At 43.1% G+C, this 17,316-nt stretch carries 18 protein-coding genes; 2 read left to right on the plus strand and 16 right to left on the minus strand.

Annotation, left to right across the window (positions count from 1 at the left end):
• Nucleotides 1-54: 54 nt before the first annotated feature.
• The 14 genes from purF to DFP79_RS12740 all read right to left on the minus strand — a co-directional run bounded on the left by purF (nt 55) and on the right by DFP79_RS12740 (nt 14,396).
• On the minus strand, nt 55-1,563 hold the full coding sequence (gene purF / locus DFP79_RS12675) for an amidophosphoribosyltransferase (RefSeq protein WP_133504308.1): 1,509 nt from the start codon (nt 1,561-1,563) through the stop codon (nt 55-57).
• 68 nt (nt 1,564-1,631) lie between these two features.
• A complete protein-coding gene (locus tag DFP79_RS12680; RefSeq protein WP_133504309.1) occupies nt 1,632-2,165 on the minus strand; it encodes a CvpA family protein in 534 nt (177 codons plus the stop codon).
• A gap of 70 nt (nt 2,166-2,235) precedes the next feature.
• Nucleotides 2,236-2,877 carry an SPOR domain-containing protein gene (locus DFP79_RS12685; protein ID WP_243730272.1) on the minus strand — a complete coding sequence of 214 codons (642 nt, stop codon included), beginning with the start codon at nt 2,875-2,877 and terminating at the stop codon, nt 2,236-2,238.
• Nucleotides 2,878-2,891: 14 nt separating this feature from the next.
• Nucleotides 2,892-4,124, minus strand: coding sequence for a bifunctional tetrahydrofolate synthase/dihydrofolate synthase (gene folC / locus DFP79_RS12690; RefSeq protein WP_133504310.1), 1,233 nt, complete (start codon nt 4,122-4,124; stop codon nt 2,892-2,894).
• A gap of 4 nt (nt 4,125-4,128) precedes the next feature.
• Nucleotides 4,129-4,995 (minus strand): acetyl-CoA carboxylase, carboxyltransferase subunit beta, encoded by an 867-nt coding sequence (gene accD, locus DFP79_RS12695; protein ID WP_133504311.1) that lies wholly within the window; start codon nt 4,993-4,995, stop codon nt 4,129-4,131.
• A gap of 25 nt (nt 4,996-5,020) precedes the next feature.
• Entirely contained in the window at nt 5,021-5,827 is an 807-nt protein-coding gene (trpA, locus tag DFP79_RS12700) for a tryptophan synthase subunit alpha (RefSeq protein ID WP_133504312.1), read from the minus strand.
• A 1-nt stretch (nt 5,828) separates the two neighbouring features.
• Complete coding sequence (trpB, locus tag DFP79_RS12705; protein ID WP_133504481.1) at nt 5,829-7,025, minus strand: tryptophan synthase subunit beta; 1,197 nt, start codon at nt 7,023-7,025, stop codon at nt 5,829-5,831.
• A gap of 8 nt (nt 7,026-7,033) precedes the next feature.
• Nucleotides 7,034-7,657 (minus strand): phosphoribosylanthranilate isomerase, encoded by a 624-nt coding sequence (locus DFP79_RS12710; protein ID WP_133504313.1) that lies wholly within the window; start codon nt 7,655-7,657, stop codon nt 7,034-7,036.
• Nucleotides 7,650-8,471, minus strand: coding sequence for a tRNA pseudouridine(38-40) synthase TruA (gene truA, locus DFP79_RS12715; RefSeq protein WP_133504314.1), 822 nt, complete (start codon nt 8,469-8,471; stop codon nt 7,650-7,652). Before truA ends, DFP79_RS12710 begins: the two co-directional genes overlap by 8 nt.
• Nucleotides 8,464-10,773 carry a FimV/HubP family polar landmark protein gene (locus tag DFP79_RS12720; RefSeq protein WP_133504315.1) on the minus strand — a complete coding sequence of 770 codons (2,310 nt, stop codon included), beginning with the start codon at nt 10,771-10,773 and terminating at the stop codon, nt 8,464-8,466. The genes truA and DFP79_RS12720 overlap by 8 nt, the downstream gene beginning before the upstream one ends.
• A 122-nt stretch (nt 10,774-10,895) precedes the next feature.
• On the minus strand, nt 10,896-11,642 hold the full coding sequence (locus tag DFP79_RS12725; RefSeq protein WP_133504316.1) for an EAL domain-containing protein: 747 nt from the start codon (nt 11,640-11,642) through the stop codon (nt 10,896-10,898).
• A 174-nt stretch (nt 11,643-11,816) separates the two neighbouring features.
• A complete protein-coding gene (groL, locus tag DFP79_RS12730; protein ID WP_133504317.1) occupies nt 11,817-13,454 on the minus strand; it encodes a chaperonin GroEL in 1,638 nt (545 codons plus the stop codon).
• Nucleotides 13,455-13,505: 51 nt separating this feature from the next.
• On the minus strand, nt 13,506-13,796 hold the full coding sequence (locus tag DFP79_RS12735; RefSeq protein ID WP_133504318.1) for a co-chaperone GroES: 291 nt from the start codon (nt 13,794-13,796) through the stop codon (nt 13,506-13,508).
• A 126-nt stretch (nt 13,797-13,922) separates the two neighbouring features.
• Complete coding sequence (locus tag DFP79_RS12740) at nt 13,923-14,396, minus strand: FxsA family protein (RefSeq protein WP_133504319.1); 474 nt, start codon at nt 14,394-14,396, stop codon at nt 13,923-13,925.
• Between the two features lie 51 nt (nt 14,397-14,447).
• On the opposite strand from DFP79_RS12740, the gene DFP79_RS12745 reads away from it, so the two are divergent.
• Nucleotides 14,448-14,756 carry an MGMT family protein gene (locus DFP79_RS12745; protein ID WP_133504320.1) on the plus strand — a complete coding sequence of 103 codons (309 nt, stop codon included), beginning with the start codon at nt 14,448-14,450 and terminating at the stop codon, nt 14,754-14,756.
• A gap of 32 nt (nt 14,757-14,788) precedes the next feature.
• On the opposite strand, the gene DFP79_RS12750 is transcribed toward DFP79_RS12745, so the two are convergent.
• The gene (locus tag DFP79_RS12750) at nt 14,789-15,274 is read right to left on the minus strand and encodes a YajQ family cyclic di-GMP-binding protein (RefSeq protein ID WP_133504321.1); all 486 of its coding nucleotides are present in this window, start codon (nt 15,272-15,274) and stop codon (nt 14,789-14,791) included.
• A gap of 156 nt (nt 15,275-15,430) precedes the next feature.
• Between DFP79_RS12750 and DFP79_RS12755 the strand changes: the two genes are divergently transcribed.
• Nucleotides 15,431-16,399, plus strand: coding sequence for a ketopantoate reductase family protein (locus DFP79_RS12755; RefSeq protein ID WP_133504322.1), 969 nt, complete (start codon nt 15,431-15,433; stop codon nt 16,397-16,399).
• A 50-nt stretch (nt 16,400-16,449) separates the two neighbouring features.
• On the opposite strand, the gene DFP79_RS12760 is transcribed toward DFP79_RS12755, so the two are convergent.
• Nucleotides 16,450-17,283 (minus strand): CvfB family protein, encoded by an 834-nt coding sequence (locus DFP79_RS12760; protein ID WP_133504323.1) that lies wholly within the window; start codon nt 17,281-17,283, stop codon nt 16,450-16,452.
• Nucleotides 17,284-17,316: the final 33 nt, after the last annotated feature.

Raw genomic sequence — 17,316 nt, forward strand, 5'->3', positions numbered from 1 at the left:
GGCTATTTTTCTCCATATGATAAAGCTCATTTTACTTACGAGCGTCATTCTATTCTACATAGGATACAACATATCACTTGATACAATAGTCTCTAATTTATTTTTCTTGGCGTCATTTCTCGATGTCGCCAAGTTAGAGAGGTATTCGGCCGTAATATTTCCTGTAATGTAACTGCCATCAAAAACAGATGTATCAAACTCTCGCACATCAGAATGCTTCTCGTCGACACACGCGCTCTTTAGATCCTCCAAATCTTGGAAGATCAGGCCATCTGCTCCAATCAGTTCACATATCTCTTCGACGTTTCTCTCATGCGCTATTAACTCTTCCGCAGCAGGCATATCAATACCATATACGTTAGGGTAGCGAACTTCTGGTGCCGCAGATGCAATGAATACCTTCTTCGCACCCGCCTCTCGTGCCATTTCAATAATTTCACGACTTGTTGTACCGCGAACGATTGAGTCATCTACAAGCAAGACGTTTTTATCTTTGAATTCAAACGGAACAGGATTAAGCTTTTGACGAACGGACTTCTTACGAACCGTCTGACCAGGCATGATAAACGTACGGCCAATATAGCGATTTTTAACCAACCCTTCACGAAATGGAATACCCATCGTTTGGGCAATTTGAAGAGCTGCGGTTCGACTAGTGTCTGGAATTGGGATAACGACATCGATCTCAAGATCACCCCACTCGCGCTTTATCTTAGCCGCCAGCGCATCACCCATATTGATACGGGCTTTATAAACAGAAATATTGTCAATGACAGTGTCTGGGCGTGCAAAATAAACGTATTCAAACAAACAAGGGCGAGCGACCTTTTCAGGAGTGCATTGACGCACATGAACATTATGCTCAACATCAAAAAACATCGCTTCGCCTGGTCGAATATCACGTTCTATTTTGAACCCTGCGGCATCAAGCGCGACACTCTCAGAAGCAACCATGTACTCGATACCATTTTCGGTTTCACGAGACCCATAGATTAAAGGACGTATTCCATCAGGATCACGAAAAGCAAGAATACCGTACCCAGTAATCAACGCAACAACTGCGTATCCACCTTCAATTCGCTTATAAACGCGCTCAAGCGCATTAAATATATCATCAGGTGTCGGAACCAATTTACTTTCTTCGTGCAATTCATGCGCTAGCACATTTAAAAGCACTTCAGAGTCGGAAGTTGTATTTATGTGCCTTAAATCAGACTCAAACACTTCTCGTTTTAGCTTGTCTGTATTAGTAAGGTTTCCGTTGTGAGCTAGCGAAACACCATACGGAGAGTTTACGTAAAACGGTTGTGCTTCCGCAGAACTGGATGTGCCGGCTGTTGGGTAACGGGCATGACCAATACCAATATTGCCCAATAGTTTTTTCATATGGCGAGTGCGGAACACTTCGCTCACAGGACCATTATCCTTTCTCAAGCATAAACCGCCTTCATGGCTAGTCACCATCCCTGCAGCATCTTGCCCACGATGCTGAAGAAGAGTCAATGCATCAAAGATAGCCTGATTAACCATCGAAGTGCTAACAACACCAACGATACCACACATTAAAATCACCTCGTGTTGGGGAAGGGTTTTCACCCTTTTGTTTTCTATCGGCCTTTTTTAATAAAGGCTTAACTACTAAAAGTACGTTCAATAAGGGAGGAATCAATCATTTCACTCCCCTTGCCTAACATTTCACGTACCCAATCTTTCATAATAACTAACTGAGGAATGAGCTGCGACGACTGCCAAAAAGGTGTTTTTTCGATCGCTGGACTCAAGCTAAGCAACGATACGAACGCGACAACAATTAAGCTTCCGCGAGCAAAGCCAAAGACCATACCCAAAACTCGATCGGTGCTACTAAGCCCTGTAACCTGAATTAACGAGCCCAATAAAAAGCTAACTAGAGCACCAATCACTAAACTTGCAATAAACAGTGAGACAAACGAGACAATGTATCGAATCTGTTCGTTTTGAACTTGCTCAACTAATAGAGTTTGCAAATTACCGGAAAATTTCACTGACACAACAAAGGCAATCACCCATGTCACTAGGGAAAGCACTTCTTTTATAAATCCTCTCTTCAAGCTTAGCAATGAAGACAGTATAACGACTGCGATTATTAACCAATCTACGGTAGATATTGCGCCCAACTCGTTCATATTTTCCTCTAAATTTCAGCGAGGCAGTTTAACAGAAGCTCGCCTTTTTCCAAGCCTAATATCAAGTCTTTTAGTTAGGAGAAAACTTGACAACAATCCCCTTTAAAAGAAACTCCTTTTCAATATCATTGCGTGACTTTTCTGATGAATTTCTTTTTATTTCTGGCCCTACAAAGACTTTATGCAACGACTGAGTAGTCACTCTATAAGCTGGGTATCCGGCACTCTTCAGCTTATTCACCAGACGACTGGCATTCGCACTGTTTTTAAAAGTAGCAATTTGCACCGTCCAACGAGCAGCAGGCTTCAAGCTCTCAGCTTTTTTAATGGGGGCAGCTTTGATGGCAGGCGCTTTAGATTCTCCCCCCCCCCTAGCAACTTCATCTACATCTAATTTGGAGACTGTTGTTTTTTCGCTTGAAGACGTAGACTTTTCAGCAACATTCTTTAAGGCACCACTGTCAGGCTTGTTTTGAGCATTATTAGAAATGAGCTTAATATCACTTGCCGAGATATTTTCTTGGCTGTCTTTTAAGGCTTGCACAGGCTGTATAACTGGCACAACTAATGGAGGTGGCTCGGGTATATTAATTACGATGTCAAGTTCAGCTGGTTTTTCACCATCCAACACCATTGGCAGTACAATCGCCGCACATACAATCATAATGCCAGCCCCAACCAATCGATGTTTAGAAGTATTATCCAAAACCATTTTGCTTCCCTTTTCTACACGTTATGCAATTCAAGATATTGGGACACTGTCACAAAAGAGCCGAAAACAACTACCGAACACCCTTTATTTCGGGCCTCCGTTACTGCTTCGTTATAAGCATGTTCAAATGCATCAAAGCCAAATGCATTTGATTCAATACACTCTAGCAACTCCTCTTTAACCGCACCACGAGGCGCATTCAAGCTGCACACATACCACGATTCAAACACATTTTCTAAAGTAGCCAATACACTAGAAACATCCTTATCTTTCAACATACCAACAACAGCAATAGGCTTAGATGCTAGGTTTGATACACGGCTTTTGAGCTCTTTCGCAGCCTCTGGATTATGCGCTACATCAATATAGACATCTGGCTCGTGCTCCACTAACTCAAAGCGACCTCTTAAAGTCGTATTAGCAAACAGACTAACCAAGTGTTCTTGAGTAATAGGCTCGTCTAGCAGCGTCAATACCTGCATTACAGTTGCGGCATTTTCAATGGGAAGCGAAGGTAACGGCAGGTTTGAAAAGTGATGCTGTTTAGATTGCCAAGTCCAGCTCTGATCTGAGTCGATACGATAAGTAAAATCTTTGCCTTTCTGATATAACGGTGCGCCAATACGAGAAGCAACGTCCGATATAGAGTCGGGAGGCGTAACGACTCCGGAAACTATTGGTTTTTCTGGACGCGATATACCCGCTTTCTCTCTCGCTATGACTTCCAACGAATCACCAAGCCAATCAACATGGTCTAATGCAATTGACGTCACAACAGCCAAATCAGTGTCAACCATATTAACAGAATCTAAGCGGCCACCTAAACCAACTTCAAGTACCCAATAATCTAAGTTCGACTCTGAAAAAATAAGCAATGCAGCCAAAGTTGAGAATTCGAAATAAGTTAGTGGAATATCTTTTCGAACGGCTTCAATTCTTTCAAACGCACGAATTAGCAACTCATCAGAACAGTTTGCACCATTTAGTGCAACGCGTTCGTTAAAATAGAGAAAATGAGGTGAAGTATAGGTACCGACTGTGCGGCCGATTGATATCAAATACTGAGTAATAAGCTGACACGTTGAGCCTTTACCATTCGTACCTGCAACCGTGATCACCTTTTTATGGGGGCGGATCAGATTGAGATCTTGAAGTACTTTCAGGCCTCGATCTAAGCCTAGTTCGATTTCTGAGGTGTGTTGGCTCTCAATATATGAGAGCCAATCTGATAATGACTTACCGGTCATTAATTTACGCGACCTTATGGGTAAGAATTGACAAAACGTTATACAAACGATCACGCATTTCGTGTCGCTTAATAATCATATCTAACGCGCCCTTATCCAACAAAAACTCACTTCTCTGGAACCCTTCCGGCAAAGTTTCGCGAACTGTTTGCTCAATAACACGCGGCCCTGCAAAACCAATCAACGCATTTGGTTCAGCAACATTCAAGTCACCCAACATCGCAAGCGACGCAGATACACCACCAAATACTGGATCAGTCATTACTGAAATATACGGCAAGCCTTGTTGCTTCATTTTTTCCAATGCAGCGGACGTTTTCGCCATTTGCATTAAGGAGATCAAAGCTTCTTGCATACGAGCACCACCACTTGCAGAGAAACATACAAGAGGAACTCGTTTTTCTAAACAAACATTTACAGCCTGAATAAATCGCTCGCCTACAATCGCACCCATTGAACCGCCTAAGAAGCTAAACTCAAATGCAACCGCTACCACTGGAAGCCCATTGAGAGCACCTTCCATTGCAACTAGAGCATCTTTCTCTCCCGTTGCTTTTTGGGCAGCCACGATACGATCTTTGTAGCGTTTAGAATCTTTAAACTTCAGTTTATCTTCTGGCTCTAGGTGGGCTCCAATTTCGGTGCGCCCTTCTTTATCCAAAAACAAATCGAGACGTCGGCGCGCACTTACACGCATGTGATGCTCACATTTAGGACAAACATCTTGATTCTTTTCTAGTTCAGGGCGGTATAAAACGTTGTCACATTTAGGACATTTCTTCCATAAACCTTCTGGCACACCTGAATTTTGACCGCGCTTTGATTCGCTTCTTACGATTGACGGTACAAATTTATCTAACCAACTACTCATTTTATTCTCCAAAACTCATTCAAGCCTAGCTGTCCATTGCCTCTCGCATAGGACTCAGTACATTTGCCAAGGCTTGAGCAATAAATTCTTTGTCTTCATTCTTTGATTCAGCGATGGTATTCACCAAGACACTGCCTACGATAACACCATCTGCACATGCACTAACGGCAGACGCTGTTTCAGCATTTTTAATACCAAAACCAACGCCAATAGGCAGATTCGTCACGCTTCTAAGCTTTTCTACATGTTCACGCACACTTTCAACGTCCAACGTAGCAGATCCAGTTACACCTTTCACTGATACGTAGTACACATAACCACTCGCTAAATCACAGATTTTTTTAGCGCGCGCCATCGTTGTAGTAGGTGCGAGCAGATAAATCAGGTCAATATTCTGACTGCGGAAGTATTCTACTACATCTGTCGCCTCTTCTGGAGTCAGATCTACTAATAAAACACCATCAACACCGCTTGCGGCCGCATCTTTTGCAAAGCTTTCATAGCCATAGAACTCTATTGGGTTCAAGTACCCCATCAAAACAACTGGCGTATCCTGATCTGACTCTCGAAACGTTTTGACTGACGCCAATACAGAACGAACACTTGTGCCTGCTTCAAGCGCGCGTTCGCATGCTAGCTGGATCACTGGACCGTCCGCCATTGGATCAGAAAACGGCATTCCGAGCTCAATAATATCAGCTCCACCTTTAACTAGAGCTTGCATTATCGTAACAGTGTGATCAGGTGTAGGATCCCCTGCTGTGACATAAGGAATTAGCGCTTTACGCCCTTCCGCTTTAAGGTTGATCAAGCAATTATTAATTCGACTCATCTTAAACCTCTACACCATCAAGCGAAGCTACTGTATGTATATCTTTATCCCCCCGACCAGATAGATTAACGACCACAATCTGATCTTTAGGTAGGGTTTTAGCCAGTTTCATTCCGTAAGCAACTGCATGACTCGACTCTAGTGCTGGCATTATACCTTCAACCTTAGTGAGCGTTCGAAATCCGTCCATCGCCTCATTGTCATCAATAACAACATAATTTGCTCGTCCGCAGTCTTTCAACCACGCATGTTCAGGCCCTACACCAGGGTAATCAAGTCCTGCAGATATCGAGTGTGTACCTAGAATTTGACCGTCGTCATCAGCCATCACATAGGTGCGATTCCCGTGTAACACACCAGGTTTGCCAGCCGACAATGGCGCAGCATGCTGCCCTGTCTCCAAACCATAACCACCCGGTTCCACACCATACATTTGCACTTGCACATCATCAATAAACGGATAAAACATACCGATTGCATTTGACCCGCCACCAACACAAGCAACAAGCGCATCCGGAAGACGCCCTTCATGAGCAATACTTTGCTCTTTCGTTTCACGACCAATAATAGCTTGGAAATCACGCACCATCATAGGATATGGGTGCGGCCCTGCGGCCGTTCCAATAATATAAAACGTATCATCTACGTTACTTACCCAGTAACGCATCGCTTCATTCAATGCATCTTTCAATGTCTTGGTGCCGGAGCTTACTGGCACCACTTCCGCACCAAGCAACTTCATTCTATAAACATTTAGAGTTTGACGACGAATGTCCTCTTCGCCCATAAAGATCTTACAATTCAACCCCAATCGCGCTGCGACAGTAGCCGTAGCGACACCGTGCTGACCCGCACCGGTTTCAGCGATAATATTCGGTTTACCCATGTGTTTTGCTAGCAAAGCCTGACCGATCGCATTGTTTATTTTATGCGCGCCCGTATGATTCAGATCTTCTCGCTTAAAATAAATTTTAGCTCCGCCCACTTGATTCGTTAGGCGTTCCGCAAAATACAACGGCGAAGGACGGCCCACATAATGAGCAAGGTCGTTATCAAACGCAGCTTGGAACTCAGCGCTCTTCGACAATTCTTCATACATATGCGTCAAATCGTCTAACGCTGACATAAGCGTCTCAGAAACAAATACGCCACCAAATTGTCCAAAGTGTCCGTTTTCGTCCGGCAAGTTTGAGTTCATTTTATTACTCACTGTTTGCTCCAGCTTTTCGCTTTAAATATAAAATCTTTTACTTTGATGAAATCTTTTTTCCCTTTCGTTTCCTCGACACCGCCACTAACATCAACAGCATAGGGGGAGACCTGCATCACAGCTTGGGTAATATTTTCTGGCGTAAGGCCGCCAGCAAGAATAATAGGTTTATCAGATGTCCGAGGTATCCTTTCCCAATCAAAAGTTTCTCCTGTTCCACCAGGAACGCCTGCTTTATATGCATCTAGAAGGATCGCCACTGCACTAGAAAACCGCTCGAATTCTGTAGTGAGATTCAGATCCGGCTTCATTCTAAGAGCTTTAATATACGATACACCATAGGAGGCACACTCTTCCGGCTGCTCATTACCATGAAACTGTATAACCCACCGAGAGCTACCTGAAATAACATCATTTACCTGCTCATTGCTTGCATCCACGAACAGTGCAATGGGTGCTACAAATGGCGGTAATTTTGAGACAATATTGTTTGCTACTTGTGGAGTCACATATCTAGGACTTTTAGAGTAAAATACAAAGCCGAGTGCATCCGCCCCACACTCAATAGCAAACAATGCATCCTCTAAATTGGTAATACCACATATCTTGACTCTAGCCATCGAGCACCGCCTCGTCTCTAAACGGTAAAAAATGAGGACCTAAAGGCACCTGAGGAACACAAAATTCACTCGCATATTGAGCGTCAACAAAATATAAACCATGAGGTGGCGCAGTTACCCCGCCTTGCGTACGATCTCTTGCATCCAACACCTGCTTCGCCCACGAAACAGGCTTTTCACCTGCACCTATCGCCATCAATACGCCAGCAAAATTACGGATCATATGATGAAGAAACGCGTTCGCCCGTATATCAAGCACGATATATTGTCCCAGCTTCTCTACAGAGAAATTAAGTACCGTTCTGATGGGACTGTTAGCTTGACACCCGATAGCTCGATAAGAAGAGAAATCATGCTCTCCAACAAAACATTTCGCAGCTTCGCGCATTTTGTTTTCATCGAGGTGTTTGTAGGTCCAAGTCACTGCTTTAGCTAAAACAGCTGGACGAAATTCAGATTGATAGATTACATAACGATACCGGCGAGTTAACGCACTGAATCGAGCATGAAAATCGGGCGAAACATAGTTTGCCGCCACGACAGCAATGTCGGGAGGCAAATGAGTATTTACCCCTAAAGTCCATGCCCTTAAAGGGCGCTCGGAATGCGTTTCAAAATGAACAACTTGAGAGCTTGCGTGCACACCAGAGTCTGTGCGGCCTGCACAGACCACACCAACACTGTGATTAGCAATTTTGGATAAAGCGAATTCTAATTTTTCCTGAACTGTATCAACATCAAATTTTTGAGCTTGCCAGCCCTTATAACGCGAGCCGTCATATTCGACGACTAAGACAACTTTCTTTTTACTCACTTGGGAACATGCGCTCCATCATACTTTCAGCTTCGGCAATTTGTTGCTCATTACCCGTTTCAATTACATCTTCAAGTATAACACGGGCACCCTCTTCGTCACCCATATCCATGTAAGCTCTGGCCAAATCGAGTTTCGTTGCAGCCTCATCGCCGCTAGCATCAAAGAAATCAATATTTTCTTCATCATCGCTAACCTCTTCATCTGCCGCTGCTTCAGCCTCACCAAACTCTGGTATTTCAAGATCATCCTCAGACAACTCGCTCTGAGCCTCAGACAAAGATTCTTCTATTGATTGAGCAAGCGTTTCATTTGGCTCCTCATCAAACACTGCACTTTCATCAACATCATCTTGGTCTTCATCAGTCAATAGGTTATTGACGAAATCCTCTTCTTCGGAGGTATCTTCTTCCGTGGACAAAGCTTCATCAAAGCTATCACCAACATCTGGCAACTCCTCGAATGCATCGTCGTCCGATAGTTCCTCAAGATCAGAATCGGTATTTGAATCAAGTTCATCCAAATCAAGATCATCATCTAGCGAATCATCATCAGCAACTTCATCCATAGTTGGAATCTGCTCAACTTCTTCTGACTCTAGCTCTGGAAAAGCATCGTCCAAACCTTCTTCGAGCGGTTCATCGTCGGCTAGCTCATCCATTTCTGCTTCCAATGAAGCAAGTGGATCAAACTCATCATCAAGCGACGCTTCATTTGAAATATCATCGACAGAAGCAACATCTTGATCAACATCATCGAATTCATCAAATGCCGCTACTGAATCTTCTTGAGTATCAGAATCAAAATCGAATGCAAATGGGTCTTCTTCTTCCAACTCTTTCGCATCTTCAAAAGGATCATCTAATGGGTCTGGTGCAGATTCCACTGATTCAGAAGCGGCGACAGACGCTGCTGCCGCAACTGGCGCAACATCCGAGAGATCAAACTCATCCATTGAGTTATCTTCCTCAAGCTTCTTTTTACCCGAGCGTTTAACCAACATCCCCACCAAGAAGCCAAGCAGCAACATTACAACACCAGCAATAGAAAGCACTATAGGGTTGCCAAAGATCTTATTCGTCCAAGAATCAGCTTCAGCCTGAGCCTGCTCTCTACGAAGTTGGTCAGCCTCTAACAATTGATCAACGGTATTTTTTTGCTCTTGCAATGCTTGCTGAGCACTTGTGAATTGACGTTGTAATTCAGCCATTTGTTTATCTTTGAGGCTGATTAGTTTTTCAAGGGTTTCGAACTGTGAATTAAGCTCACTCAATTTACCTGACAACTCTTCTTTTTCTCGAAGTTCTTTATCTAAGTTTTCTTGAGTCGCAGACAGCTTATCTTCCATTTCCGCCAATTTGGCAGCTTGTGCAGGATTAGAGCTTGCTTCTTCCTCAGGAAGTTCACTTTGACCAGAAGCCAACGTAAGCTTCGCATCAGTATCTACAACGGGCGCTGGGGCTGTTTTAGATTTCGCCTGCGTATTTAATTGAGCCTGTTCAATGATAGATTTAATGCCGCCCGCTTGCTTGAGAGCGACCCATGCTTGATGCTGGCGTTCAAACTCTTCTTTTGAAGCAGTACGATTGAAGAGCTCGATCTGCTCCTCGGTAGGCAAACGCAAAACTGTACCTTCTTTTAAAAGGTTTATGTTGTTCGCTACGAAGGATTCGCGATTAAGAGCTTGAATGGCCATCATTGTTTGATAGATGGTTAGCTGATTGGTCGGTATATTACCTTTGGCAATCGACCAAAGCGTATTACCTTTCTGAACACTGCGTTGCCCACCTGATCCTAGGCGTTGCGCCGATCGACCTTCTTTCTCGAAAGGTACTGTTTCTTCTCGTACTGGGGCAGGAGCATTAGACTGCTTTGCAGATTGCACAACTTCTGGAGAAGCTTTGTCTACAAGCGCAGAAGCAGCAACAGGCGTTTGATACTCTCTAACAACCTGACCGTTAGGCCATTTTGCAGCTAAAACAAATTTTAATTCTTTTGTTTCTAAAGGGGCTTCTGACTGCACCAATACTACAAGCTCACCGTTTTCACGTGCGACTTGAAAAGATAAACGAGATAGTACACGTGTAGGAGTTAATCCAGCTTGTTTAAACTCGCTTTCAGATCCTAATCGAACAGTAATGTCCTGAGGAGATAAGCCTGGAGCATCACTTAATTTGATCTCCCCTCTATAGGGCTCATCCAACTTGGAGCGGGATGTTAACTCGCCCAACTCTAATGCATTACTACTAGAAACATATAGCACACCCGACACAGCAATACTAACGAGCGTTTTTTTAAGCATATATAGTTCCTTCTCTTCTCACAAAGTCTATATGGATGAGTTTTAAGTATCTTACACAGGTCGTCATTTATCAATAGCTTTAGAATCAATGGTTTGGACTATATCATAAAAAAAGGGGAACTCTATGGCTTAACGACCAAAAACCGCTCCCTAAAATAGAAGCCTTGAACAAAATCCACCCCCAAATATCTAGCAAATTCAAGATCTTCTCTACTCTCTACACCCTCTAAAATTATGTTTTTATTCGTTAACTTTGCGAACTCGATCATCTTTTTGACAAAGAGCATAAAATTCTTATCATGCTTCATGGTTACGACATATTTATCCAGCTTCACCCAATCAACAAGCTGCATAACTGCAATCGATATCATCGACCTAGGATTACACAGGTCATCTATCGCTGTTCCAATACCGAGCGAAGAGAAAGCCTCTATCATCGTGAGACTCATCAGAGCATCATTAACTTCCGAATTCTCAATCAACTCCACGACGACCTTGTCTCTGCCATAGCCTTTAACAAGCTGCATAAATGGGCAATCAAGCGCTTCAGTCCCTGCGGCAAAAAATGCATCCTGATCCAAGTTTACAAATAACGTTTTTGATTTATCCGCATTACCTAATTGAACTTTTTTTTGCGCGTACTCAACTTGGAACAAGGTAATTGGATTATCATGCAGTGCTGCATACACAACATCAGGGCGCACAAGGTCACCTTGCTTATCGTAAAACCTCGACAAGGCCTCATACCCAAAAGTCTCCCCTGTCTCCAATGAGACGATAGGCTGATACTCTGCTCCATAACGCTGAGCTTGAACGATGTCGATTAAGGTTGATTGCGACAACTCAGACATAGATAGATGATTCACCATAAGACTCCAAATAAAAACAAAGCCTTACGATTGTAAATGATTCTCATAAACTAAAGAATAAAAGAATCACCCCATAAACCCTGAATTAAGATTCATGCAAACAAAACAAACTAACACCCATAAAAAAGGCCATCAGAGATACCCTGATGGCCTTTTTTAAAAGATTGGCGTGGATTACATCATGCCGCCCATGCCGCCCATGCCGCCCATATCAGGCATAGCAGGAGCATCTTCTTTTGGAATTTCAGCAACCATTGCTTCAGTAGTGATCATCAAGCCAGCAACAGAAGCTGCTGCTTGTAGAGCAGAACGAGTTACTTTAGCTGGGTCAAGGATACCCATGTCGATCATGTCACCGTATTCGCCAGACGCTGCGTTGTAACCGAAGTTACCTTCGCCTTGCTTAACCTTATCTACTACAACAGACGCTTCGTCACCTGCGTTAGATACGATTTGGCGCATTGGAGATTCCATTGCACGAAGTGCTAGATCAATACCTACTTTTTGATCTTCGTTACTACCTTCTAGGGAAGCAACTTTAGACAGTGCACGTACTAGCGCAACACCACCACCTGCAACAACACCTTCTTCTACTGCTGCACGAGTAGCGTGAAGCGCATCGTCAACACGTGCTTTCTTCTCTTTCATTGCTACTTCTGTCGGTGCACCGATCTTAATAACTGCAACACCGCCTGCCAATTTAGCTACGCGCTCTTGTAGTTTTTCTTTGTCGTAATCAGAAGAAGAGTTAGCAATTTCTGCACGAATCTGCTCTACACGGCCTTGAATCGCAGCCGCATCACCTGCACCATCAACAACTGTTGTATTTTCTTTAGTAAGCGTTACGCGCTTCGCAGTACCAAGTTGCTCAGGAGTGGTTCCTTCAAGCGACAAGCCTACTTCTTCAGAGATAACAGTTGCACCCGTAAGGATTGCAATGTCTTCTAGCATTGCTTTACGACGATCACCAAAACCAGGGGCTTTAGTAGCAGCAACTTTAACGATTCCGCGCATGCTGTTAACAACCAAAGTTGCAAGCGCTTCACCTTCTACGTCTTCTGCGATGATTAGCAAAGGACGAGATGATTTAGCAACCGCTTCTAGCGTTGGCAACAAATCACGAATGTTTGAGATTTTCTTATCAACCAACAAGATGAATGGGTTTTCCAGTTCAGCACTCATTGTTTCTTGGTTGTTGATGAAGTAAGGAGATAAGTAACCGCGGTCGAACTGCATACCTTCTACTACGTCTAACTCATCTTCAAAGCCAGAACCTTCTTCAACGGTAATAACACCCTCTTTGCCCACACGCTCCATTGCTTCAGCAATAAGCTTACCAACAGTTTCGTCAGAGTTTGCAGAGATAGTACCTACTTGCTCAACCGCACGGTTGTCTAGGCAAGGCGTTGAAAGCGCAGCGATTTCAGCAACAACCGCTTTTGTTGCTTTGTCGATACCACGCTTAAGGTCCATTGGGTTACGACCCGCTGCAACCGCTTTAAGACCTTCAGTAACAAATGATTGCGCCAATACTGTCGCTGTCGTAGTACCGTCACCCGCAACATCGTTTGCTTGTGAAGATACTTCTTTAACCATTTGTGCACCCATGTTTTCGAATTTATCTTCTAATTCGATTTCTTTAGCAACAGACACACCGTCTTTGGTTACTAGAGGAGCACCAAACGACTTTTCAATTACTACGTTACGACCTTTAGGTCCCAACGTTACTTTTACAGCGTCAGCAAGAACGTTAACGCCTTGCAGCATTTTTTGACGAGCGCTATCTGAAAATTTTACTTCTTTAGCAGCCATTTTCTCTATCCTAATATCTGAATTTGGTTAGTATATAAAAACTCTAAAAGATTAGGCTTCAACGATGCCGTAAATCTCTTCTTCCTTCATGATCAACAGCTCTTCACCGTCGATTTTCACAGTTTGACCTGAGTATTGACCGAACAATACTGTATCACCTGCTTTCACTGCCAATTCGCGCACATCACCGTTTGATTGAATACGACCTGTGCCGACAGCTAGGACCTCACCTTGTGTAGGCTTTTCTGTAGCTGATCCAGGCAGAACGATACCAGATGCGGTTGTTGTCTCCTCTTCTTTACGGCGAACAACAACACGATCGTGCAAAGGACGAATATTCATTGATCTAAATCTCCAAAATTAATCAATACCAGGAACCCCCTGGCCGGTTTGTCCTACATTTTTCGGTAGGATTCTGTATCGACTTTTTTAATGTGGTCGGCAAAACACATTTCAACCCCTAAAACGTTACTTTTTTTCAATCGTATCGTTTTGTTCCTTACTATACTCGCCATCGATCGGAGCGCTATGAGCTGACGTAGAACCATTAAAACCAGTATTATCCCAAGCGGGTTTCATATTCATTCTTTTCTTCAAAAAGCTGAGAGCTACCCCCGATGCGACAACTTTACGCAAAGGAGAAATCAACATTAACGCACCAATAGAATCCGTTACAAAACCGGGAATCAACAAACATAATCCAGCGAACACCAACATAAAGCCTTCCGCAATTTCTACAGCAGGTATTTGTCCACGCTGCAGTTTCTCTTGCGCTTTGAACGCTGCATCAATTCCTTGCTTTCGTATAAGAGTGACACCAATCGCCGCCGTCAAAAATACAAGAAGCACGGTCGCCAATCCACCGATTTGACTGCCAACTTCAATCAATACAAAAAGCTCCACTACAGGAACCAGCATAAATAATAGTAACGCGTATCGCATGTTTACCTTCTTCGTTTTATCATGTTCTTACTGGGTATTTTGGGGCATAAAATGACGAATCAAGAACAACAAGACTTTAAATCACAAGTATTCTATCTTTTATCGACATCAAACAAGGGTGACACCTTCACTTATGGCGAACTTGCGAAGCATGCGGGCGCACCTAAACATGCAAGACTTGTCGGAAAAATATTAAAAGAACTGCCAAAAGACACGCGTTTGCCTTGGTATAGAGTGGTCAACTCGAAGCAAATGATCAGTTTCGCCGAAAACAGCGATGGTTATCTACGACAGCGAAAGCTGCTAGAAGACGAGGGATGGGTTATAACTGGACAAAAGCTGCTCACTCCTGAAAAGTGAGTGAACAGCATTTTTTAAAAACCTACACGCGATCAGTCACGAAAGTTATTAAACTGAACTGGCACTTCTAGATCCGCACCTTTTAGCAATTGCATAACCTGTTGCAGATCATCACGTTTCTTACCCGTGACTCGTAGTTGTTCACCTTGAACTTGAGTTTGCACTTTAATTTTGCTGTCTTTTATTAGCTTAACAATGATTTTAGCTGCGGCCTGCTCGATACCTTCTTTCATTGTAATAGATTGAGTAGCGCGTAAATTGCTCTCATTCATATCACCTTTATCAAGAGATTTAAGGTCGATCCCACGGTTAATCAGTTTTAGTCCTAAAATTTCATTCATTTGACGAAGCTGCATTTTGTTTTGAGCTTCTAAAACGACCATTTTTTTGTCTTTTATTTCGTACGTGGCATCCACGCCTTTAAAGTCGTATCGTGTCACGACTTCTCTATTTGCTTGATCAACTGCGTTGGTTACTTCGTGCCAGTTAAGTTCAGAAACAACGTCAAATGAGGGCATCTTTCGCTCCTAAGGTGCATGTATAAAAAGAGGATGTAAGCTGATTGGGAGTCCCACAAGCCAGATAAAATTTAAAAAAGTGTTCGAACTTTTTTAGAATGGGCGCGATAATAGCAAGGTTCGTAAAAAACCGCTAACTCTCAGACGTTCTTACCTATGACTCAACACACCTGTTTGATAATCGGTGCGGGTGCTATTGGCTTACTATGGGCCACCAAGCTTGCAAACCGAAACATTAACACCCATTTACTTTACCGGACCAGCAACCCTGGCAACCACATAAACCTCGATAGCGACTTGGAAGAAGACTTTAAGCCAACATCAGAGATCACCACGTTAAACATTGAGACAATCTCTCAAAAATACGACAACGTTTTAATCTGCACCAAGTCTTTTGATATGGTTAGTGCGTATCTATCCGTTAAGGAATTCACAAAGAAAAGCGCAAATATTTGGACTTTATGTAACGGTATGGGAATGCATGACGAACTTATTCCTCACCTTAAAAAAAATCAGTCTTTATGGTCTGGCGTCACCAGCGAAGGGGCTTACAAGCTTAATAAAAATACCGTTAAACAAACTGGAATGGGCGACACTTTCTTTGGATTATACTATTCACCGACTGCAGAGTCTCATGAAAACCCTGAAGAAAACACCCAAACAACACATTCTCTATTTCAGGATTTTCTAGTACCTAACATCACTCAACGAATGCTAGAAAAGCTTGCGGTAAACTGCATCATCAACCCAGTCAGCGCACTATTTGAAATACGCAATGGTGAAGTACTTGAAGAGCCTTATAAATCTCTTACGGAGCGCTGCGTGCATGAACTGGCAGAGTGCTATCAAGCAGAACCGCTTCAGCACATGATAAGTAACCCCGCCAATTTCTCTTTCTTCAATCTGGTAAATCGCGTCTACACGGTAGCGCAACTGACTCGTCTCAATCACTCATCAATGCATGAAGACCTAAAGTTTGAACGAAAGACAGAAATAGAGAATATATGTGGATACATTATTGAACATTCTAAAAAGACACCGCCATTAATCAGTCTTTTAAACCGAGCGATCTGCTGTCCGAACGAGCGAGAGCAACATAAAAAAGCCCTGCTGGAATCATGCTGACAGTTCAGCACACTCTCGCAGGGCTTCGCTAAAAAATAACAGTTTACAACTTAGAGCAACGTAACTTTGCCTTTTGATAAAAGAATTTTTTTGTCTTTATAAAGCGCTCCCAGCGCTTTTTTAAAGGTTGCTTTACTAACTTTGAATACTCGGTTTATCTCATCCGGCGAGCTTTTATCGGTTACTGTCATTTCACCGCCATTTTCAGTCAAATGATTGATAATGTCGTCCAATATGTTTTGAACTTTTTTATAGCCAACAGGCTGTAAACTCAAATCAATCTTTCCGTCTTCGCGTACACGCTTTATAAAGGCCTGAGCGCGCTCACCTTTACGCAACTGCCTAAATGCATCCTGGAAGAACAAAACACCCCAGAAGCGCTGATCGATGACACACTTAAAACCAATGTTTGTTTTGTCACCAACTATGATATCAACTTTATCGCCAGCACGATAAGGCGGCTCTTCACGGTTTAACAGTGCGTCGATTTTCGATGTAGCAACAATTCGGTTGGTGTGTTGATCCAGATAGACGAACACTAAATGAGTTTGCCCTTCTTCAATGACATTTTTTTGCTGGCTAAATGGCACAAGTAAATCTTTCGGCAACCCCCAATCAAAGAAAGCACCTACGCTATTAACGGCAATGGCTTTCAACCCCGCGAATTCACCCACTTGTACTTCTGGCACCAACGTTGTTGCGATTAGCTCATCTTCGGAATCCAGATAAACAAAAACATCCAATTCGTCGCCAATTTTCGCTTTTGCCGGGACATAACGCTTAGGCAATAAAATCTCACCTAAATTAAGTGCGTCAAGGTAAACCCCAAACTCTTTTTCTTTTACTATGCGTAAATTATTCACGCGTCCAATTTGGGTTGCCATACTCACTCCAGCAAATTAAAAGGGAGGAACTAT

It is taken from the genome of Marinomonas balearica (assembly GCF_004362145.1).
Lineage (GTDB): Bacteria > Pseudomonadota > Gammaproteobacteria > Pseudomonadales > Marinomonadaceae > Marinomonas > Marinomonas balearica.